General features: G+C 71.5%; 21 protein-coding genes. 9 read left to right on the top strand and 12 right to left on the bottom strand.

Features of this window, described 5'->3' with window-relative positions; translation table 11 throughout:
• Positions 1–34 precede the first annotated feature (34 nt).
• Together ASG23_RS17170 and ASG23_RS17165 are read right to left on the bottom strand one after the other, a co-directional pair.
• Entirely contained in the window at positions 35–520 is a 486-nt protein-coding gene (locus tag ASG23_RS17170; RefSeq protein ID WP_056027567.1) for a YbaK/EbsC family protein, read from the bottom strand.
• A complete protein-coding gene (locus ASG23_RS17165) occupies positions 517–1,497 on the bottom strand; it encodes a pirin family protein (RefSeq protein WP_056027565.1) in 981 nt (326 codons plus the stop codon). The genes ASG23_RS17170 and ASG23_RS17165 overlap by 4 nt, the downstream gene beginning before the upstream one ends.
• A 61-nt stretch (positions 1,498–1,558) precedes the next feature.
• Between ASG23_RS17165 and ASG23_RS17160 the strand changes: the two genes are divergently transcribed.
• The 3 genes from ASG23_RS17160 to ASG23_RS17150 are packed head-to-tail and all read left to right on the top strand — an operon-like array spanning position 1,559 to position 2,996.
• Positions 1,559–2,035, top strand: coding sequence for an RNA polymerase sigma factor (locus ASG23_RS17160; RefSeq protein WP_200941633.1), 477 nt, complete (start codon positions 1,559–1,561; stop codon positions 2,033–2,035).
• Positions 2,032–2,628: a methylated-DNA--[protein]-cysteine S-methyltransferase gene (locus tag ASG23_RS17155; protein WP_056027562.1), complete on the top strand. Its 597-nt coding sequence runs from the start codon at positions 2,032–2,034 to the stop codon at positions 2,626–2,628. Before ASG23_RS17160 ends, ASG23_RS17155 begins: the two co-directional genes overlap by 4 nt.
• 29 nt (positions 2,629–2,657) lie before the next feature.
• Complete coding sequence (locus tag ASG23_RS17150) at positions 2,658–2,996, top strand: DUF2277 domain-containing protein (protein WP_056027560.1); 339 nt, start codon at positions 2,658–2,660, stop codon at positions 2,994–2,996.
• Here the strand turns inward: ASG23_RS17150 and ASG23_RS17145 are convergent.
• The 3 genes from ASG23_RS17145 to ASG23_RS17135 form a co-directional block, all read right to left on the bottom strand.
• On the bottom strand, positions 2,993–3,256 hold the full coding sequence (locus ASG23_RS17145) for a hypothetical protein (RefSeq protein WP_056027558.1): 264 nt from the start codon (positions 3,254–3,256) through the stop codon (positions 2,993–2,995). The two genes, ASG23_RS17150 and ASG23_RS17145, sit on opposite strands and share 4 nt — an antisense overlap.
• Positions 3,257–3,288: 32 nt before the next feature.
• Positions 3,289–4,773, bottom strand: a complete 1,485-nt coding sequence (gene mqo, locus ASG23_RS17140) for a malate dehydrogenase (quinone) (RefSeq protein ID WP_200941632.1) — start codon at positions 4,771–4,773, stop codon at positions 3,289–3,291.
• 178 nt (positions 4,774–4,951) lie between these two features.
• Positions 4,952–7,723, bottom strand: a complete 2,772-nt coding sequence (locus tag ASG23_RS17135) for a cellulose-binding domain-containing protein (protein ID WP_056027556.1) — start codon at positions 7,721–7,723, stop codon at positions 4,952–4,954.
• A gap of 231 nt (positions 7,724–7,954) precedes the next feature.
• Between ASG23_RS17135 and ASG23_RS17130 the strand changes: the two genes are divergently transcribed.
• Complete coding sequence (locus tag ASG23_RS17130; RefSeq protein ID WP_056027553.1) at positions 7,955–8,161, top strand: hypothetical protein; 207 nt, start codon at positions 7,955–7,957, stop codon at positions 8,159–8,161.
• Here ASG23_RS17130 and ASG23_RS17125 read toward each other — a convergent pair.
• The 4 genes from ASG23_RS17125 to ligD (ASG23_RS17110) form a co-directional block, all read right to left on the bottom strand.
• Positions 8,158–9,348 carry an App1 family protein gene (locus tag ASG23_RS17125; protein ID WP_082516294.1) on the bottom strand — a complete coding sequence of 397 codons (1,191 nt, stop codon included), beginning with the start codon at positions 9,346–9,348 and terminating at the stop codon, positions 8,158–8,160. The genes ASG23_RS17130 and ASG23_RS17125 overlap by 4 nt on opposite strands.
• A complete protein-coding gene (locus tag ASG23_RS17120; RefSeq protein WP_056027551.1) occupies positions 9,345–9,905 on the bottom strand; it encodes a Dps family protein in 561 nt (186 codons plus the stop codon). The genes ASG23_RS17125 and ASG23_RS17120 overlap by 4 nt, the downstream gene beginning before the upstream one ends.
• Before the next feature lie 86 nt (positions 9,906–9,991).
• Positions 9,992–10,870 carry a non-homologous end-joining DNA ligase gene (gene ligD / locus ASG23_RS17115; protein ID WP_082516352.1) on the bottom strand — a complete coding sequence of 293 codons (879 nt, stop codon included), beginning with the start codon at positions 10,868–10,870 and terminating at the stop codon, positions 9,992–9,994.
• Positions 10,867–11,787, bottom strand: a complete 921-nt coding sequence (gene ligD, locus ASG23_RS17110; RefSeq protein ID WP_327019482.1) for a non-homologous end-joining DNA ligase — start codon at positions 11,785–11,787, stop codon at positions 10,867–10,869. Before ligD (ASG23_RS17110) ends, ligD (ASG23_RS17115) begins: the two co-directional genes overlap by 4 nt.
• 92 nt (positions 11,788–11,879) lie before the next feature.
• Between ligD (ASG23_RS17110) and ku the strand changes: the two genes are divergently transcribed.
• The 4 genes from ku (at position 11,880) to ASG23_RS17090 (ending at position 14,741) form a co-directional block, all read left to right on the top strand.
• Positions 11,880–12,788, top strand: a complete 909-nt coding sequence (gene ku / locus ASG23_RS17105) for a non-homologous end joining protein Ku (RefSeq protein ID WP_056027544.1) — start codon at positions 11,880–11,882, stop codon at positions 12,786–12,788.
• Positions 12,785–13,819, top strand: coding sequence for a PHP domain-containing protein (locus ASG23_RS17100; RefSeq protein ID WP_056027542.1), 1,035 nt, complete (start codon positions 12,785–12,787; stop codon positions 13,817–13,819). The genes ku and ASG23_RS17100 overlap by 4 nt, the downstream gene beginning before the upstream one ends.
• A 144-nt stretch (positions 13,820–13,963) precedes the next feature.
• Positions 13,964–14,245 (top strand): HU family DNA-binding protein, encoded by a 282-nt coding sequence (locus tag ASG23_RS17095; RefSeq protein ID WP_056027540.1) that lies wholly within the window; start codon positions 13,964–13,966, stop codon positions 14,243–14,245.
• 91 nt (positions 14,246–14,336) lie between these two features.
• Positions 14,337–14,741 (top strand): Fur family transcriptional regulator, encoded by a 405-nt coding sequence (locus ASG23_RS17090; protein WP_056028532.1) that lies wholly within the window; start codon positions 14,337–14,339, stop codon positions 14,739–14,741.
• 62 nt (positions 14,742–14,803) lie between these two features.
• Here the strand turns inward: ASG23_RS17090 and ASG23_RS17085 are convergent, their stop codons facing one another.
• Positions 14,804–15,292: a DUF6328 family protein gene (locus ASG23_RS17085; RefSeq protein WP_442856826.1), complete on the bottom strand. Its 489-nt coding sequence runs from the start codon at positions 15,290–15,292 to the stop codon at positions 14,804–14,806.
• A gap of 85 nt (positions 15,293–15,377) precedes the next feature.
• Here ASG23_RS17085 and ASG23_RS17080 point away from each other — a divergent pair, with 85 nt between their 5' ends.
• Positions 15,378–16,424, top strand: coding sequence for a threonine aldolase family protein (locus ASG23_RS17080; RefSeq protein ID WP_056027536.1), 1,047 nt, complete (start codon positions 15,378–15,380; stop codon positions 16,422–16,424).
• A gap of 40 nt (positions 16,425–16,464) precedes the next feature.
• On the opposite strand, the gene ASG23_RS17075 is transcribed toward ASG23_RS17080, so the two are convergent.
• Positions 16,465–18,687 carry a cellulase family glycosylhydrolase gene (locus tag ASG23_RS17075; protein ID WP_056027534.1) on the bottom strand — a complete coding sequence of 741 codons (2,223 nt, stop codon included), beginning with the start codon at positions 18,685–18,687 and terminating at the stop codon, positions 16,465–16,467.
• 90 nt (positions 18,688–18,777) lie between these two features.
• Positions 18,778–19,357: cellulose binding domain-containing protein (locus ASG23_RS20335; protein WP_200941631.1), on the bottom strand; the 580-nt coding region annotated here is incomplete at its 5' end.

Below are 19,357 nucleotides of genomic sequence, written 5' to 3'. Positions count from 1 at the left end.
GGTTCTTGTCGGGTCAGGCTGCGCCGGCGGACACTCAGTCGCCCACCACGAGGGCGGACCCGCCCGTGATCCGCACCAGCTCGTCGAACGTCGTCGGGAAGATCGTGTGCGGGGTCCCGCCGGCCGCCCAGACCTGCGGGTAGTCCGCCAGCGCCACGTCGACCACGGTCTCGACCCGTTCCGGGTGCCCGAGGGGTGCCACGCCGCCGATCGCCTGGCCGGTGGCGGCCCGGACCTGCTCCGGCGTCGCCCGCCCGACGTGCGTTCTCCCCAGCTGCCCCGCGAGCGCCACGGTGTCCACCCGGTGCCGGCCGCTGGTCAGCACGAGCAGCGGTCGGTCGTCGGCCCAGAAGATGAGGCTGTTCGCGATCGCACCGACCTCCGTGCCGAGCGCTGCCGCAGCCTCGGCAGCCGTCCGCGCGGAGTCCGGCAGCTCGACCACCGCGCCGACGACCCCGGCGTCGGTGAGCGCGGCGGCCACCACCTGGGAGCGGGCCGGCAGGTGGGAGAGGTCCGTCACGAGGGCTCCTTCGGCGTGGAGGGCAGGCGGCGGCGCGGCTGGAGGCGGATGTTCGGCAGCTCCGGCGCGGGGATGCGGGATCCGTCGTGGCCGGCGACGACCCCGAAGCGGTCCGCGCGTGCGTCGGACTCCCACTCGGCACGTGCTCGGGCGATGTCGGCGTGCGTACGGCCGACGAAGTTCCACCACATCACCAGGTCGTGCGCGAACGGTGCCCCGCCGACCAGCAGGAGCCGGGCGCCCTCGGTCGACCGGACCCGGACATGGTCACGGCCGTCGCCGAGGTAGAGCAGTCCGCTCGTGGTGTGCGGCGTCCCGGCGACCTCGGCGGTCCCCCCGAGGAGCAGGACGGCATGCTCGAAGCCACGGACCAGCGGGATCTCGATGTCCGCGTGCGCGTCCAGCACCACCTCTGCGCCGAGCAGCGGCGTGTGCACGTGGGCCGGCGACCAGGTCCCGTCGAGGTCGCCGATGAACACCGTGGCCCGTGCACGCGGCGCCTCCCAGACGGGCAGGTCGCTCACCTGCTCGAACCCGGCGGCACCGTCGGACACCCCGTCGGGCAGCGCTACCCACAGCTGGACCGCGTGCAGCAGCGGTTGCGTGCCGAGCGAGAACTCCGAGTGGGACACACCGTGCCCAGCGGTCATGAGGTTGAGCTGCCCGGGCCGCACCACCGCCTCGGAGCCGACGCTGTCGCGGTGCAGGATCTCGCCGGCGACGGGCCACGTCACCGTCTGCAGACCCGTGTGCGGGTGGGGGAGCACCCGCATGTCCACGTGCTGCGGCCCGAACTCGTCGAGGAAGCACCAGGCACCGACCATCGGCAGCGCGCGCTGGGGGAGCGTCCTGCGCACGCGCATCGCCCGGACGCCGCCCAGCGGCACGTCACGGGCCTCGTGCAGCTCCACCACCGGCCCGTGGGTCGGGACGAGGTCGCACAGCTCCGGCACCGGTCGCACCTCGAGGTTCGTCATCGGGCCACTGTAGGAGCCGACCTCACACCCGGGGGAGCCGGCGCGTCTGCACACTGTGATGGTGAAGGAACCCTTCGAGCGTGTGGTCGTCCAGCACGGCGCCACCGTCCTGCGCGTGTGCCGCGCGGTGGTCGGGCCGGTCGACGCCGACGACGCCTGGTCGGAGACGTTCCTCGCGGCCCTGCGCGCCTACCCGGACCTGCCGCCCGACGCGAACGTCGAGGCGTGGCTGGTGACGATCGCGCACCGCAAGGCGATCGACGTCGTGCGCCGCGCCGCGCGGCACGCGGTGCCGGTCGCCGAGGTCCCGGACCGGGTGATCACGCCGCAGGGTCGGGACCTCGACCTGTGGGCGGCCATCGCGGCGCTGCCCACCAAGCAGCGGCAGGTGGTCGCGTACCACCACCTCGGCGGGCTGCCCTACGACGACGTCGCCGCGCTCGTCGGCGGCACGGCAGCCGCTGCCCGTCGCGCCGGCTCGGACGGCGTCGCCACCCTGCGGCGCACGTATCCCGTGATCGACCAGGAGGAGTCATGACGTTCGCACCCGACATCGCCGACGACGAGCTGGCGCGCCTGCACGGACACCTCGTCGCGCGGGCCGCGGCCGACGACCTGCTCGACGTCGCGTACCGGACGCTGGACAGTCCCGTCGGCACCCTGCTCCTGGCGCGCACGCCCGCCGGACTTGTCCGCGTGGCCTACGGGGTCCAGGACCACGAGGCCGTCCTGACCGCGCTCGCCCAGCAGGTCAGCCCCCGGGTGCTCGAGGCGCCCGCGCAGCTCGACGACGTCGCTCGCGAGCTCGACGAGTACTTCGCGGGCCGACGGACCACCTTCGACCTGCCGCTCGACCTGCAGCTCCTGCGGGGCTTCCGCCGTGACGTCGTCCTGCACCTGCCGGACATCGCCTACGGGCGGACGGCCAGCTACGCCCAGATGGCGCAGCTCGCGGGGAGCCCCCGCGCTGTCCGCGCGGTCGGGACCGCGTGCGCGCTCAACCCTCTGCCGGTCGTGCTGCCGTGCCACCGGGTGGTGCGCTCGGACGGCACGCCGGGTCAGTACGCAGGCGGCGCGGCGGCCAAGCTGACGCTGCTCGATCTTGAGGCGCGCGTCGGCGTCGCCGCGTAGCCAAGATGACCGGCGTAACGTCGGGGACCATGTGCAGGAACATCACCACGCTCCGAGGGCTCGAGCCTGCGGCCACCCCGGAGGAGATCGAGGCCGCAGCCCGGCAGTACGTCCGCAAGGTGACCGGGGTCCAGTCCCTCAGCGACGCGACGCGCGAGCCGTTCGAGGTCGCCGTGCGGCAGATCGCGGACATCACCGCGCGCCTGCTCGACGACCTGCCGCAGCGGCGGCAGCCGCCGACCACGGTGCCGCCCCTTCGTCGTGCCGAGGTCCAGGCCCGGATCGCGGCCCGCGAGGCGCACGAGCGGGCGCACGAGCTGGGGCTGCCCCACGAGCACGCGGACGACCACGAGCACGCCGGCGTCTAGAGGGGCCAGCGCACCAGCCGGGGGATGCCCTCCGGCGCGACCGCCGCGAGCGCGAGGAAGCGGGCCTCCGCGCGGTGCAGCCGGATGTGCTCGTCCAGGGACCACGTCGGGCCGTTGGTCAGATCCATGCCGCACGCGCACGCGATGCTGACGCGGCCGTCGTCGGTGGTCGTGACCTGACCGACCGTCGTGTGGTCGGTGGCCGCGCGGACCTTCGCGTGGCGCATCTCGGCGCTGACGGCTTCGACGGGCTGGTTCATGCCCCCATGATCGCGCAGCGGAACCAGTGGCTTCAGCGTTCGGACCCGACGTGCTCGTCCTCCGCCAGGTGCTCGAGCTCGAACGACTCGTCCCACTCGGCGCCGCCCAGGCTCGGCATCATCGCGCGCAGCTGCGGCTGCCAGCCGTCGACGCGCTCGGGGAAGCAGCGCTCCAGCAGGTCGAGCATCGTCGCGACGGCCGTCGAGGCGCCCGGGGAGGCGCCCAGCAGCCCGGCGATGGAGCCGTCCGCCGCGGTGACCAGCTCGGTGCCGAACTCCAGCACGCCGCCCTGGGCCTTGTCCTTCTTGATCACCTGGACGCGCTGGCCGGCGGTGACGAGCTCCCAGTCGCGCGGGTGCGCCGTCGGCATGAACGCCCGCAGCGTGCGCAGGCGGTCCGTATCCGTCGCGGTGACCTCACCGACGAGGTACTTCACCAGGTCCAGGTTCCGCACGCCGACGGCGAGCATCGGGACCAGGTTGCCGGGCCGGATCGAGCGGATCAGGTCGGTCCACGAGCCGTGCTTGAGGAACTTCATGCTCCAGCCCGCGTAGGGGCCGAACAGCAGCGCGGTGCCACCGTCGACCACCCTGGTGTCGAGGTGCGGCACGGACATCGGGGGAGCGCCGATGTCGGCCTTCCCGTACACCTTGGCCTTGTGCTGCGCGACGATCTGCGGGTTCATCGTCTTGAGGAACTGGCCGCTGATCGGGAACCCGCCGAAGCCCTTGGCCTCCGGGATGCCCGACCTCTGCAGCAGGGGGAGGGCGCCACCGCCGGCGCCGACGAACACGAACCGCGCGCGGACCTTGCGGCTGCGCACGTGCCCGTTCCAGCGCCGGTCGCTGACCCGCAGCGACCATGTGCCGTCCCTCTTCTGACGAAGCTTGGTGATCTCGCTCTCGAGGTGCAGCTGCGCGCCGCGGTCGACGGCGTCGCCGATCATCGCGCGCGTCAGCCGGCCGAAGTCCACGTCCGTGCCGGCGGCGGCGCGCGTCGCGGCGACCACCTCGTCGGGGTCGCGGCCCTCCACGAGCAAGGGCGCCCACTGCGCGATCTGCGCCGGGTCGGTGCTGAACTCCAGGTCGGAGAACAGGGGGTGCTTGCGCAGCGTCTCGTAGCGACGGCGCAGGTAGTCGGCGTTGTCGGCGCCGCGCACGAAGGTCATGTGCGGGGTGGTCGAGAGGAACCCGTCGCCGCCGGGGAGCCGGTCGTGCGTCGCCAGGTGGTGCCAGAGCTCGCGCGACAGCTCGAACTGCTCGTTGATCGTCACGGCCTTGGCGATGTCGATCGAGCCGTCGGGCCGCTGCGGCGTGTAGTTGAGCTCGCAGAGGGCCGCGTGGCCGGTGCCCGCGTTGTTCCAGGCGTTCGAGCTCTCCTGCGCCAGCTCGGCGCGGCGCTCGTGGATCTGGACCGTCCACGTGGGTTCGAGAGTGGTGATCAGCGCGGCGAGGGTCGCGCTCATGATCCCGCCCCCGACGAGGACGACGTCGATGATCTCTTCGCGTTCTGGCACGAGATCGATCGTATGTTGACGTCGAGATACCTCGAGTCCTGGGATGTGTGACGTTGCGCACGCTGACGGGCACCGTGCCAGGGCACAAAGGCCCGACCTGCCGCGGGGTCGGTGCGGCACGTCGGGCCGGTGCGGTGCGGGCGGCGATGTCCGTGTCACACGCCGCCCGCGCCGCGGCTCATCCGGTGGTGCAGGTGCTGCCGTTCAGCGTGAACGCCGTCGGCTTGGTGTTGGTGCCCGTGTGGGAACCGTTGAAGCCGATCTCCACGCTGCCGCCGGCCGCGATCGTCCCGTTCCACGCGGCGTTGGTCACCGTCACCGCTGATCCCGCCTGGGTGAAGGCGCCGGACCAGAAGTTGGTCACCGTCTGGCGCGCGGGGAACGCGAAGCCCAACGACCAACCGGTGATCGCCGAGGTGCTCCCGTTGGTGATCTTCACCGAGGCGGTGAAGCCCGTGTTCCAGTCGGAGGTCGCGTACCTCACCGTGCACACCCCCGGCTGCACCGTCGGCGTCGGGCTCGGCGTCGTCGGTGTCGGGTCGGGCGTGGTCGGCGTCGGGTCCGGTGTCGTCGGGGTCGGGTCCGGTGTGGTGGGTGTCGGGTTGGGCGTGGTGGGTGACGTCGTCGGGTCGGTGCCCGTGAGGTTGCCGACGATCACGCCGCGCCCGTTAGTGCCGACGTAGACCCGTCCGTAGACGTCGGGGTCGCCGATCACGACCGACCCCGTCCAGCCCCACTGGTGCCGGTCGTCGTTGAGCCGCACCCAGCTGGCCCCGGCGTCGATCGACCGGAAGATCCCGCGGACCCCGTTGATCTTGGACGACGTGTAGATGGCCGGGTAGGACGCACCCGGTGCCGCCTTGCCGAAGCCGATCGCGTCCCCCTCGTTCACCGCCGCGATCTTGGTGAACGTGGCACCCGAGTCGGTCGAGTGCCACATGCCGTAGGTGGCGTTCGTCGTCCCGCCGGTGAGCCAGATGTCGCCTTCCCGGCCGGGCACCGCGGCGAACCGCACGTTCCCGGTCGCGGGCAGCCCTGTGGCCGACGATGCCGTGAAGGTGGCGCCGCCGTCGGTGGAGGTGGAGAAGGTGCCGCCCGAGAACGCGTAGAACTTCGACGGGTTGACCCGGTCTGCCTCGACGCGTGCGCCGGTGGCCGTGCCCGTCGACTTGGTCCAGCTCGAACCGAGCGTCGACGACGTGTGCACACCGGCTCCGTCCGCGCTCCAGACGATCCGGCTGCCGTCGGCGCTCATGGCCACGTTGCCGCCGCCGGTCACGCCGGAGGGCTCCTGGCCGGCCCACCAGGAGCCGCCGCTCGACGTGGAGACGCTGATGTGCGAGCTGCCGGCGTCGCCGGAGCCGACGCGGACCATGGTGGCCGGCGTCTTCTCCGCGAAGTCGGTGCCGTTGACCGAGCCCATGAACGGGGCGGTGGCGGAGTACGCCGACGGCGCCTTGGTGATGTCGGTGTGCACGAAGCCACCGATGTCACCCAGTCCGGAGACCAGCTGGACCGATCCCGGGGGGGCGGCGAGGTCGAGCACGGCCGTCTCCTCGAGGCCCTGCGCCTTGACGCCGATGGCCACCTTGCCGCCGGTGTCCCAGGCCGTGAGGTTGGAGCCGCCGTAGATGGTGGCGCCGGTGCCGTACAGGAACGAGTCGGAGTCGAACGGGTCGATCTCGAAGGACTCCGTCATCCAGCCGAGCTTCGGGCTGGGCTCCGGCGGGGCCGCCTGCTTGCCGAACGTCAGCCAGCCGGAGCCGGAGATGTCGAGCGTGTACCGCAGGGTGCGGTCCGGGTAGCCGTTCCAGTCCCAGATCCGGGACCACGTGGCGCCACGGTCGGTGGACCGGAACACCTGGATGTCCGGGAACCACGAGATCTGCGTGACCGCCATGATCGTGTCGGGGTCCAAGCGGTCGATCGTCAGGCCGCCGTACCCGAAGTAGTTGTCGGTGCTGGACGACGGGACGGGGCTGATCTGGGTCCACACGCCGGTCGCCGCGTCCAGCCGCCACATGTCACCGTGCCCACCGTCGTACGGTCCACCGGTGTCGCTCGTCGCGATGTAGAGCTGCTTGCCCACGGAGTCGAACACACCCTTGTGGGCGATGTAGCCGGTGGGCTGGCCGGCGATCCGCGACCAGGTCGCACCCGCGTCGGTCGACCTGTAGACGGTGTTCTCCTTGTCGGCGACGCCGACGTAGATCGTCTTGGTCGGCGAGCCCTTGGTGCCGCTGGTCGGGTCGAAGGTCACCCACACGACACCCTGGTTGGTGGTGAGGTACCCGTTGGGGTCGCTGGGGTCCTGCGCGTAGGTGCCCACGTTGGTGAAGCTGGAGACCTTGCCCCAGGTGACGCCGGAGTCGGTGCTCCGCCACAGGCCGTTGCCGCCCTCGGTGCCGAAGTACAGGACGCGGTTGTCGTTCGGGTCCACCTGGAGACGCTCACCCATGCCGCGGCCGGGCATGTTGCCGCCGACCTTGAACGGCAGGTTGGTCTTGGACCAGGTGGCGCCGCGGTCCGAGGACCGCAGGATCGCGCCGTTGTTCGGGTCCCAGCTGTTCGTGTACGTGCCGACGGCGGCGAACACCTTGTCCGGGTTCACCGGGTCGGTGGCCAGCGACAGGACGCCGTTGTGGCTCCAGTCGTCCCACCCGACGTGGTCGAGCAGCGGGATCCAGCGCGTGGTGGTCTTGTCGAGCCGGTACGCGCCACCGATGTCGGTGCGGGCGTAGACGAGGCCCTGCTCGGACTGGTTGTAGATGATGCCGGGGACGAACCCGCCACCGACGATCTCGACGTTGCCCCACGAGTAGGGGGACTCTGCGGCGTGCGCGGGCTCCTGGCCGGCGATGGCGACGAATGCTCCGGCGACCAGGGCTCCGGCGGCGGCGAGCGCCGCGAGCCGGGCTGGTGCGCGGGGAACGAGCGAGGGGGCGGACATCCGCGGCACTCCTTCGTGATGGCGGTGAGGGGACCCGGCGGCAGTGCCGGACTTCCCGATGGACCGACGCTGAGGGCGGCCGCCGCGACCGTATCGAAGCGCTTCGAAGGTGCAGGAGTGCACTAATCGTTTAGCCAACCTGACCGACGTCCCGGCGACTCGGCACGGGACGCCACCGACCAGGGGGTGGTCCGGCGTGCGCCGGGACACGGCGAGCGGTAGAACCGGACCATGAGCCGCTACCGCGACCTGACGTCCGACCCGTCCGCCGAGCACCTCGCCGACCCCGAGCGGGTGCAGGCGGAGCTCGACGCTGCCGACGCGCGTTCGGGGGGCAACCCCGACGACGCTCCGCGCTCGCTGCACGCCGTCGAGCTCGCGGCCGACGACGAGGCCATCGCCAGCAGCGACGACTGGGACGACCCGGAGCGCCTCTAGGACCCGGTGAGCCCCACGTCCCGGACCTGGCGGAGCAGCTCCTTGCCGTCGGCTCCCTGGAGGACAGGGAGCCCGTCGGGCCGCCGGGCCGCCTGCTCCTCGGCGCGGACCGACTCCGCGGTGGGTACTGGGACACCGTGCGCGAGCACGTGCTCGCCGAACGTGAGCTGGCGGATGAGGATCGCCCGCACCCGCTCGCCGAAGTGCTGCGCGGCGCCGGCGTAGATCTGCGGGTCGCGCTGGCCGTCGTCGCCGACGAGCACCCACTGGACGTCCGGCAGCTCGTGGAACAGGCGGCGCAGCTGCGTCACCTTGTGGGTCGGTCCGCTGCGGAACCAGCCGCTGTTGGTAGGACCCCAGTCCGTGAGCAGGAGAGGCCCTGCCGGGTAGCGGTGCCGGCGCAGGAAGCGGGCGAGCGTCGGTGCGGCGTTCCAGGCACCGGTCGACAGGTAGACCACCGGGACGTCCTGGTCGCCCGCGCGCAGCTCGGCGTACAGCCGGGCCATCCCCGGCACGGCCTCGCGCGCGTTCTCGTGCCGCACGAAGACGTTCCAGGCGGCGACGAAGGGGCGGGGCAGACGCGTCACCATGACGGTGTCGTCGATGTCGCTGACGATGCCGAACCGCACGTCCGGCCCGATCACGTGCACGGGCGCGGTCGCGCTGTCGCCGTCGGCGGTCGTGAGGCGGATGTCGTGCCACCCGGGTGCCAGGTCGGACTCCAGGATCGTGTCGACGTAGCCGCCGCGGTCGGTGACGACGCGGTGCGTCCGGTCACCGACCTGCACCTCCAGCTCGGCACCCGGCACCTGGGCCGTCGCGAAGCTGCGCCAGCCGCGCACCGCGGACGCCGAACGTGCACCCGCCTGCGCGCTGCTTCCGGCGCCCGGGAGCTCGTCGTCGCGGACGTGCGGCGCGGCGAGCAGCGTCCGGGCGAGGATCCGGACCCACCCCGTCGCCCCGTACCCGGCGTACGGCTCGATCCGCACGGTCCACCCACGTCGACGGAGCTGGTGCGCCACGGCGCGGTCGAAGCCGTTCTCGAGGCGCGCAGCAAGGTGCGTGCGGGGGACGGACGACGCGGGGTTGGTGGACGCGGCCGACGGGCCCCCGGGGCGAGCGGTACGAAGCACCGGCCCGCCGCCGGACGAGCCGACGACGGGCCGGGCGCTGGGGGATGACGTCACGCGTTGTCCTTGGCGGACGCCTTTCGCGCGGCGGTCTTCTCGCTCTGCGCGTTGCCGGTGGTGAGCACGCCGCCGGCGGACTCCAGGTGGGCGCGGACGAACCAGTGGAACAGCTCGAGCTCGTGCAGGTGCCCCACCAGCAGGTCGTTGGTGACGTCGTCGATCTCCTCGACGTCCTTGGCGGCCTTGCGGTGGTCCTCGATCACGCCGATGTAGACAACGTCGAGCGCGCCCAGGTGGGCGATCGCGCTGTCCCGCCCGATGGAGTAGTCCTCCCACGTGCGGTTCTTCACCAGCTCGCCCGGGGTGCCGACGGGTGCGACGCCCAGCGTGGCGATGCGCTCGGCGATCGCGTCGACCATGAGGCGCACGGCGTCCACCTGCGGGTCGAGCATCTCGTGGACGGCGATGAAGTGCGGACCGACGACGTTCCAGTGGATGTGCTTGAGCGTGAGCGCCAGGTCGTTCAGCGCGTCCAGCCGCTGCTGGAGCACGGCGGCGACGTCGGCACCCTGCTGGAGGGTGAGGGACGGGACGGTGTACTTCGGCAGCGCCATCGAATGCTCCTTCTCGTGTTCGTGCGGGTCGATCCCGGCTGGGACCCACGCTGCCCCACCTGCGGCGGTGTCGCCATCGGAACGGGTCAGGCGAACGGATCTCCGCGCTCCGCGAGGCGCGTCGCCACCTCGTCGGGGGTCAGGTGCTGCAACCCCGGCCCGACCTCGTCCCACCACCGCGGCGCGGCGACGTGCGGGACGTCGCGACCCCGCAGCGAGTACGGCGTGATGGTCGTCTTCGCCGGGTGGTTCTGCGACCAGTCGATGAGCACCTTCCCGCCGCGCAGGTCCTTCTTCATGATCGCGACGACCTGGCCGGGGTGCGCCGCGGCGATCTCGTACGCGACGTCCCGGGCGTACTGCCTGATCTCCATCACGGTCTGGTTCCCGGGCAGCGGGGCGTACAGCTGCATGCCCTTGCTGCCGGAGGTGACGGGCACGGTCGTGTCGAGGCCGTCCGCGCGCAGCCGGTCGGCCACCAGGTGGGCGACCGCCGCGCACTCCTTGAGCCCGGCAGGTGCGCCCGGGTCCAGGTCGACCACCAGCCGGTCCGGCTTGTGGATCTTGCCGCGCGGCCCGACGCGCCACTGCGGCGTGTGCAGCTCGAGCGCCCCCTGGTTCGCCGCCCACACCAGAGCGGCGAGGTCGTCGAGGAACGGCAGCTCCAGCTCCGCCCCCTCGTCCTCGGCACCGGGCGCCGCCCGCAGCGTCTGCCGACGGACCCAGTCCGGGGCGCCACGCGGTGTGTTCTTCTCGAAGAACTTCTCGCCCCCCACGCCGTCGGGCCACCGGATCCGGGTCACCGGCCGGTCGCGCAGCTGGGGGAGCAGAGCCGGGGCCACCTGGACGAGGTAGTTCATGACCTCGGCCTTGGTCATCCCCGTCGACGGGTACATCACCTTCTCGAGGTGGCTGACCCGGACCTGGCGACCCTCGACGTCGACCATCTGGCGTTCTGGCGTCACGGCTGCTCCCACGGGTCGGCGTCGGTGTCGGTGCGGACGGCCCGCACGACCGGCTGCCTGAGCCGCCCGGTCGGGTTGCGGGCGAGGTACAGCGTGTCGACGACGACCGTCGGCTCGCACCACCGGGTGCCGCGGGCGTCGACGGCGGGCACGTCGTCGTCGAACGGGGAGTCGCTGCGCGGTATCAACAGCTTCTGCAGGTCGGCCGCGCGTCGCCCGGTCAGTCCGCTGCCTGCCCGACCGAGGTAGCGCAGGGCGCCGTCGGCGTCACGCGCACCGAACAGGACCGCGCCCATCCGGCCCGAGCCGTTCGTCTCCTCGCGCCACCCGCCGACCAGTGCGGCTCGAGTGCGTCGGTGTGGAGCCTTGACCCAGTCGGGCGACCGTCGGCCTGCGACGTACGGGGAGGACCGGCGCTTGGCGACGACGCCCTCGAGCCCGAGCTGCTTGGTGACCTCCCACAGCTCCTGCCCGTCGGGGTAGACGGGGGAGAGCTCGACCCGGTCGGGGAGCTCGAGCCGCGTCAACGTGTCGCGCCGCTCGTCGTAGGTGCTCCGTGTGAGGTCGACGCCGTACAGGCGGAGCACGTCGAACACGAGGAACGTCACCGGGCGCCTGGTGGCGAGCGCCTCGGCGCGGCGCGGGTCGCGCACGTGCATGCGTTCCGCGAGGGCGGTGAACGACGGGATCCCGTCGGCCATCAGCACGATCTCCCCGTCGAGCACAGCACCCTGGACCGCCTCCAGCCCGCGCAGCTCCGGGTAGGCGGCGGTGATCTCCCGTTCGTTGCGGCTCCACAGCCGAAGCCGGCCCGACGTGGTGTCCGCGAGCGCACGCACGCCGTCCCACTTCACCTCGTACGCCCACTCCGGCCCGCGCGGAAGCTCCGCCGGACCGGTCGAAGGGGTGGCGAGCATGGGCTCCACGGGTCCATCCTGCCCATAGGAGGCCGCGCCCGGCGCGGCTGGATATCGACACGCCCAGCAGCCATCGACGACAGGACAGGGCCATGCGAGCGATCTGGAAGGGCGCGGTCGCCTTCGGGCTGGTCAACGTCCCGGTGCGGTTGTACTCGGCGACCGGTGAGCACGAGGTGACGCTGCACCAGGTGCACAAGGAGGACGGCGGGCGCATCCGGTACCGCAAGTTCTGCAGCATCGACGGCGAGCCGGTCGAGATGTCGGACATCGCCAAGGGGTACGAGACGGACGACGGCGAGCTGGTGGTGCTCACCGACGAGGACTTCAAGTCCCTGCCGCTGTCCACGGAGCGCGAGATCGAGGTGCTCGAGTTCGTCCCCGTGGACCAGGTGGACCCGATCCTGCTGCAGAAGACGTACTACCTGGAGCCGGAGAAGACCGCCGCGAAGCCGTACGCGCTGCTGCGCGGCGCGCTCGAGCAGGCCGACCGGGTGGCTGTGGTGAAGGTTGCCCTGCGCCAGCGCGAGTCGATGGCGGTCCTGCGGGTGCGCGACAACGTGATCGTGATGCAGACGCTCCTGTGGCCGGACGAGGTGCGCGCCGCCGACTTCCCCGTGCTCGACGAGGACGTCTCGGTGCGCCCGCAGGAGCTCGCGATGGCCGCGTCCCTGGTGGACTCGCTGGCCGCGGACTTCGACCCGTCGCAGTACGAGGACCGCTACGCGGGTGCGCTCGAGCAGCTGATCGAGGCCAAGGTGTCGTCGGGCAGCACCCGGGCGGTCCCACTGCCGGCCGGCGAGGAGGGTGCGGGCGACGGCGGGGGAGACGTCGTCGACCTGCTGGCAGCCCTGCAGCGCAGCGTCGAGAAAGCGCGCGGCGCTCGCGGTGACGAGCCCGCCGCCGAGGCGGAGTCCAAGCCCAAGTCCAAGGCGAAGCCGAAGAAGAAGGCCGACGAGGACGAGCCGACCCCGCGCAAGACGCGTCGTAAGGCGTCGTGAGCGGCTCGTCCGCCGACCGGCAGGCAGCCGCGGTCGCGGCTCTGCGCCGCATCGCCTTCCTGCTGGAGCGCGCCCAGGCGAGCCCGTACCGCAGCGAGGCGTTCCGCGGTGCGGCGCGCAGCATCGAACGGCAGGCACCTGACCGTCTGGCTGCGCTGGCGGCCTCGGGGTCGCTGGCGGACCTGCCGGCGGTCGGGGCGCGCACGGCGGACGTCGTCGCGCACGTGCTGCGGGGCAAGCCGGTCGAGTATCTGGACCAGCTCGAGCGCGACTATGCGGCACCGCTCGAACCGCGCGCTGCCGCACTGCGGGAGCGGCTCCGCGGCGACCTGCACTCGCACACCGAGGCGTCCGACGGGAAGACGCCGATCCAGGAGATGGTCCTCGCGGCCCTCGAGCTGGGGCACGAGTACCTCGCGATCACGGACCACTCGCCCCGGCTCACCGTGGCCAACGGGTTGTCCGCCTCGCGGCTGCGCGCCCAGCTGGACCAGGTCAGGGCACTGAACGGCGCCGTCGGTCCGTTCCGGGTGCTCACCGGGATCGAGGTCGACATCCTCGACGACGGCGGGCTCGACCAGGACCCAGACCTGCTGGACCAGCTCGACGTCGTGGTGGCGTCCGTCCACTCGAAGCTCCGGATGGAGTCGGGGCCGATGACCCGCCGGATGATCGCTGCGGTGAGCAACCCGCGCACCGACGTCCTCGGGCACTGCACGGGTCGGCAGATCAAGGGCAAGAGCCGGCCGCAGAGCGAGTTCGACGCGCGTGCGGTGTTCGACGCGTGCGCGGAGCACGGGGTCGCGGTGGAGATCAACTGCCGCCCCGACCGGCTGGACCCGCCGCACGAGCTGCTCGCGATCGCCATCGAGGCCGGCTGCGACTTCTCCATCGACACGGACGCCCACGCGCCGGGCCAGCTGGACTGGCTCGGGGCCGGCTGCGAGCGAGCCGTGGAGCACGACCTGGACCCTGCACGCGTGATCACGACGTGGCCCGTGGAGGACCTCCTGGCGCGTACCCATGGCTGACGCGACACGCCTGATGCACGGATTCGTGCGGTTCCCGGGTTAGTGTCAGCCGATCGTCCCCGGTGCTCGCGGTACTTCGCGCGCCCCGGGGAACGGCCCGGAAGTGGGCCCGCATGTCCGAGTGAACACAGAGGAGCACATCCAGTGAGCGTGAACCGCACCGAGCTCGTCCAGGCCGTCGCGGCCAAGACCGGCCTCACCAACACCGACGCGGACAAGGCCCTCAAGGCCTTCCAGGAGGTCCTCATCGAGAACCTCGCCGCCGGCGAGGCCGTGACGATCCCCGGCTTCCTTGCCGTGGCCCGCGCCGAGCGTGGTGCTCGCACCGGCATCAACCCCCAGACGGGCGAGAAGCTGGAGATCCCCGCGGGCTACCGCGTGAAGCTCACCGCCGGCAGCGCCCTCAAGCGCGCCGTCCAGGGCTGACCTCAGCACCTCGACCGGGCCCTCGATCCTCCGGGATCGAGGGCTCGGTCGCGCTATAGTGGGAACCAGTCTCAAGAGGGAGGTCGGCATCGTGGTCGTGGTCCCACGTCAGACGCGGCAGCGCGCCGAGATCCTCGACCTCCTCGAGGACGTCGACGAGTTCCGCAGCGCCCAGCAGCTCCACGAGATGCTCCGTGCCCGCGGGTCGAGCGTCGGTCTGGCCACGGTGTACCGCGCGGTGCAGTCCCTGTCCGAGCACGGGGACGTCGACGTCCTGCGGACCGAGGACGGCGAGTCCGTCTACCGGCGCTGCGAGCAGCGCAGCCACCACCACCACCTGGTCTGCCGCAGCTGCGGGCGCACGGTCGAGATCGAGGCCGGGCAGGCTGAGGCATGGGCGGCGCAGGTCGGTGCCGCGCACGGGTTCGACGACGTCGACCACACGATCGAGCTGGTGGGTACCTGCGCGACCTGCCGGGCCGCCGCCGCGTCCTGATCCCCGAGCAGCGACAGAGCCGCCCACGCGGTGTTGCGAGCCCCGCAGCGTCGCGACCGGCCCTAGTCTCCGGCGGACCGCGCGATGAGCCGGGGGACCAGCCACCACGACGCGAACAACAGCACGAGCGATGCGATCCCCACCGTCCAGCCCGCCTCGCGTGACAGGACGACGTCGAAGATCAGCGTCGCGCTGCCGGCCATCACGAACGCCAGCACCACCAGGCCTGCCCGGGCGAACCGCGCCCCTGCCGTGACGAGCTCGGGCTTGAGCCGTCGGCCGAAGAGCACGCGGTGCAGGCTCACCGGTGCGACGAACAGGGCCGTGGCCAGCACCGCGAGGATCACGAGCACCAGGTAGAGGTCCTCCTGGTACGCGTCGAGGTCGGCGAACCGCTGCTGGAACGGGATGGTCAGCAGGAAACCCGTGAGGATCTGCGTCCCGGTCTGCGTGACGCGCAGCTCTTGCAGCAGCTCGTTCCAGTTGCGGTCGGCTCGCTCGTTGTGGGTCTCGTCCCGGCCGTCGTCCGGGTCGGCCTCGTGCTGGTGCACGGTCGTCCTCCTTCGGTCTGGTCGGATCATGCCGCACCCGCCGGTCGTGCGCAGGTGGACAGGCGTCGTCGTAGAGACTGGTCACGTGACCCGACTGCACGATGCCGACCGCCGCGACTTCGCCTCCGACAACTACGCGGGGGTGCACCCCGAGGTGCTCGCCGCGATCGCCGAGGCCAACGGTGGCCACCAGACCTCGTACGGCGAGGACGTGTACACGTCCCGGCTGCACGAGGTGGTCGTCCAGCACTTCGGTGACCAGGCGACGGTGTTCCCGGTGTTCAACGGCACGGGTGCCAACGTGCTGTCGCTGCAGTCGGTCCTGCCGCGGTGGGGCGCGGTCGTCTGCGCGGAGACCGCACACATCCACACCGACGAGAACGGGGCCCCGGAGCGGATGGGTGGCATCAAGCTGCTCACCGTGCCGACGCCCGACGGCAAGCTGACCCCCGAGCTTGTCGCGACGCAGGCGTGGGGGTTCGGCGACGAGCACCGCGCGCAGCCGGGCGTCGTGTCGATCACCCAGTCCACCGAGCTGGGCACGCTGTACACGCCCGAGGAGATCCGCGCCCTGGCCGACCAGGCGCACGAGCACGGGCTCCGGCTCCACCTCGACGGCGCCCGGATCTCCAACGCGGCGGCGAGCCTCGACGTGCCGCTGCGCGCGTTCACCACCGACGCCGGCGTCGACATCCTGTCGCTCGGCGGCACCAAGAACGGTCTGCTGTATGGCGAGGCCGTCGTCGTGCTCGACCCCGCGGCGGACGGTGGTCTGACCTACCTTCGCAAGATGGACATGCAGCTCGCCTCCAAGATGCGCTTCGTCTCCGCGCAGCTCGTGGCGCTCTACGAGGGCGACCTCTGGCTCCGGTCCGCGCAGCACGCCAACGCGATGGCGGCGCGGCTGCGTGCCGGCATCGAGAACCTGCCGGGGGTCAAGGTGACCCGCCCGACGCAGGCGAACGGCATCTTCGTGATCTTCCCGCCCGGCGTCGCGGACGTCTTGAGGCGGCGGTGGCGGTTCTACGACTGGATAGTCGAGACCGGGGAGGTCCGCCTGATGTGCTCGTTCGACACCACGGACACCGACATCGACGAGCTCGTCGCAGCGGTCACCGACGCCGTGAGCTGACGCGCGGGGGTCCGGGTCCGGACCCCCGCGCGTCAGACGGTCACTTCACGGCGCAGGCGGCCCCGTTCACCGTGAACGCGGTCGGCGCCGTGTTGGTGCCGGAGTGGGTGCCGTTGAACCCGATCTCGGTGCTCGCACCGGGCGCGAGCGTCGAGTTCCACGCCACGCCGGTGGCGATGACGGCAGAGCCCGTCTGCGACCAGGTCGCGCTCCAGCCCTGCGTCACCTGCTGGCCGTTCGCGTAGGAGAACGCGAGCTCCCACCCGGTCAGTGCGATGGTGCCCGTGTTGGTGATGCGCACGGACCCCGTGAACCCGGTGCTCCAGCTGTTCGCCGTGTAGGTGACCGAGCACGAGCCGGTGGGCACGTCCGGGGAGGTGTACGCGGTCAGGGCCGACGACGCGGCCGACCGGTTGCCGGCGACGTCCTTCGCGACGACCGTGAACACGTACGGGTTCCCGGCCGCGAGGCCGGTGGCCGTGTAGCTGGGTGTCGTCGTGCTGCCGACGAGCGTGCCCGCGCGGTAGACGTCGTACCCCGCGACGCCGGAGCCGCCGGAGCTGTCTGTCGACGCGTTCCACCGCAGCGGGATCGAGGTCGTCGTCCCCGTCCCGGCCTCGAGCCCGGTCGGGACGCTCGGCGCGACCGTGTCCGTGCCGGTGCCGACAGCGGTCCGGGCGGTGACGGCGGGGGACGCCGCCGAGACGTTGCCGGCGACGTCCTTGGCGCGCACCGAGAACTGGTACGCGGTGTCCGCGGCCAGCCCGGTCACCGTCAGGCTCGTCGACGTCGTGCTGCCGACGAGGGTCGTGCCCAGGTACACCTGGTAGCCCGCGACGCCCGAGCCGGAGTCGGTCGACGCCGACCACGTCAGCGGCATGCTGGTCGCCGCCGCGGTCCCGGCTGCGAGGTTGGCCGGCGTGGACGGCGGGGTGGTGTCGCCGGGCTGTCCGCCGACGTCCGACACGGACTTGCCGGTGCTGCTGCCGGCCCCGCCCAGCGGCACCTGGTGGTCGAGGCCGACGAACTTGCCGCCGTCCTGCCACAGCGACGGCTTGAGCAGCGCGTACTTGGGCTCGTCCCAGGTGGTCCAGTCGTAGCCGAGCAGGCCACCGGTGTCGCCGGAGTTCGGGTTGAGCACCCAGAACGTGTGGCTGAGCCGGCGGTCGACGATGAGGTCGCGGATCGCGACCATCCACTTCTCGTTCCGGCCGCCGTCCATGAAGCCGCCCCACTCGCCGATGAGCAGCGGCGAGATGTTCTCCTTGTGCAGGAAGAGCCAGTTCGGGTCCCACACGTCACGCTCGAGCGTCGTCCGGTCCCACGTGCCCTGGAACCACTTCTGCTCGAACACGAGCGGTCCGTAGTCGTGCGGGGAGTAGACGAGCTGGTCCTGGTTCGACCCCAGGTCGATCGGGAAGTCCCGGACGCCCCGCAGGTTCCCGCCCCACCAGGTGCCGTAGTAGTCCGTCAGGCCGGTCGACGTCCAGGGGACACCCGGCTTCGGGTACACCTCGATGCCCTCGACGAAGATCAGCCAGTGCGGGTTGATCGCCAGGATCTTGCGACCGGCCGTCTCTGCGAAGTGCTTGAAGTTGTCCTGGTCCGTCGAGCCGTCCCACTTGGCGCGCTCGGTGGCCCCCTGGGTCCCGTGCGGCTCGTTCTTGACGTCCGCGCCGACGATCGTGTCGTTGTCCTTGTACCGCTCGGCCACCCACTCCCAGCCGGCGTACGCGTCCTCGGTGGTGATGGACCCCTTCCACCACACCGGGTACACGTGGCCCGCGTTGTCCGCCTCTGCGCTGTGCACGTCGAGGAAGACCTTGATGCCGTACTTCTCACAGAGAGTCAGCCAGTAGTCGAAGATCTGGAGACTGTTCTTGCCCTCGAGCTCGGGGTTGGCGTAGGTGTTGACGTTCGGCTTGAGGAATGTCCCGGCCTTCCACTCGAGCAGGAGCTGCGTGGAGATCGGCACGCGGACGGTGTTGATGCCGCGGTCGGCCATGCTCTTGGTCAGGGTCGTGATGTTGGCGGACCAGAGGCCGTGGAAGACGCGCTCGCCGGCGTTGAACCCGAACCAGTTGGTGCCGGTCAGCCACACCTCCTTGCCTGACTCGTCGACGATCTTGTTGCCCGACACGTGCAGCCAGTCGTCACCGGCAGCGGCGTGAGCGGGAACCGCGCCGATCACCAGGGGCGCGGCCAGGGCGGCTGTCGCGGCGACGCTGGTGGCGAGGACGCGTAGGCGGTGGGTGGGGGACACGGTTCTCCTCGGGTGCTGAAGGGTATGGGTGGCCCGGCATGCAGAGCGGGGGCCCTCCGCTGGAGGACCCCCGCTCGTCATGCCGCTAGATCACGCGACGGTGCAGGCAGCACCGTTGATCGTGAAGGCGGTGGGCGCGTTGTTCGTGCCCGTGTGCGAGCCGTTGAAGCCGATGTCCGTCGAGGCTCCGGGCGCCAGCGTGGAGTTCCACGACAGACCCTTCGCGGTGACGGCCGAACCGGACTGGGACCAGTCGGCGCTCCAGCCCTGCGTGACGGCCTGGCCGTTGGCGAAGGAGAAGCCGAGCGTCCAGCCGGCCAGCGGGGTGGTGCCGGTGTTCGTCACCTTGATCGAGCCGGTGAAGCCGGTGTTCCAGCTGTTCGCGATGTACTTGACCGAGCACGCACCCGTCGAGGTGCCGGMCTGCGTSGTGGCCGAGACGGCYGCCGATGCTGCCGACACGTTGCCGGCGGCGTCCTTGGCCTTGACCGTGAACGAGTACGCGGTGCCGGCGGTSAGGCCGGTCACGGTGTAGCTCGTCGAGGTSGTCGTSCCCACCASSGTGGWGCCGCGGTAGACSTCGTARCCGGTGACGGCCACGTTGTCGGTGGACGCGGTCCAGGACAGCGGGACCGACGTCGTCGTGGTGGTGCCCGCCGTCAGACCCGAT

Origin of the sequence: Cellulomonas sp. Leaf395 (assembly GCF_001424125.1) — a bacterium.
In the GTDB taxonomy this organism is placed as follows: Bacteria; Actinomycetota; Actinomycetes; order Actinomycetales; family Cellulomonadaceae; genus Cellulomonas.
Note: the sequence above shows the minus strand (reverse complement) of the source record. Positions and strands in the feature narration are given on the sequence as shown.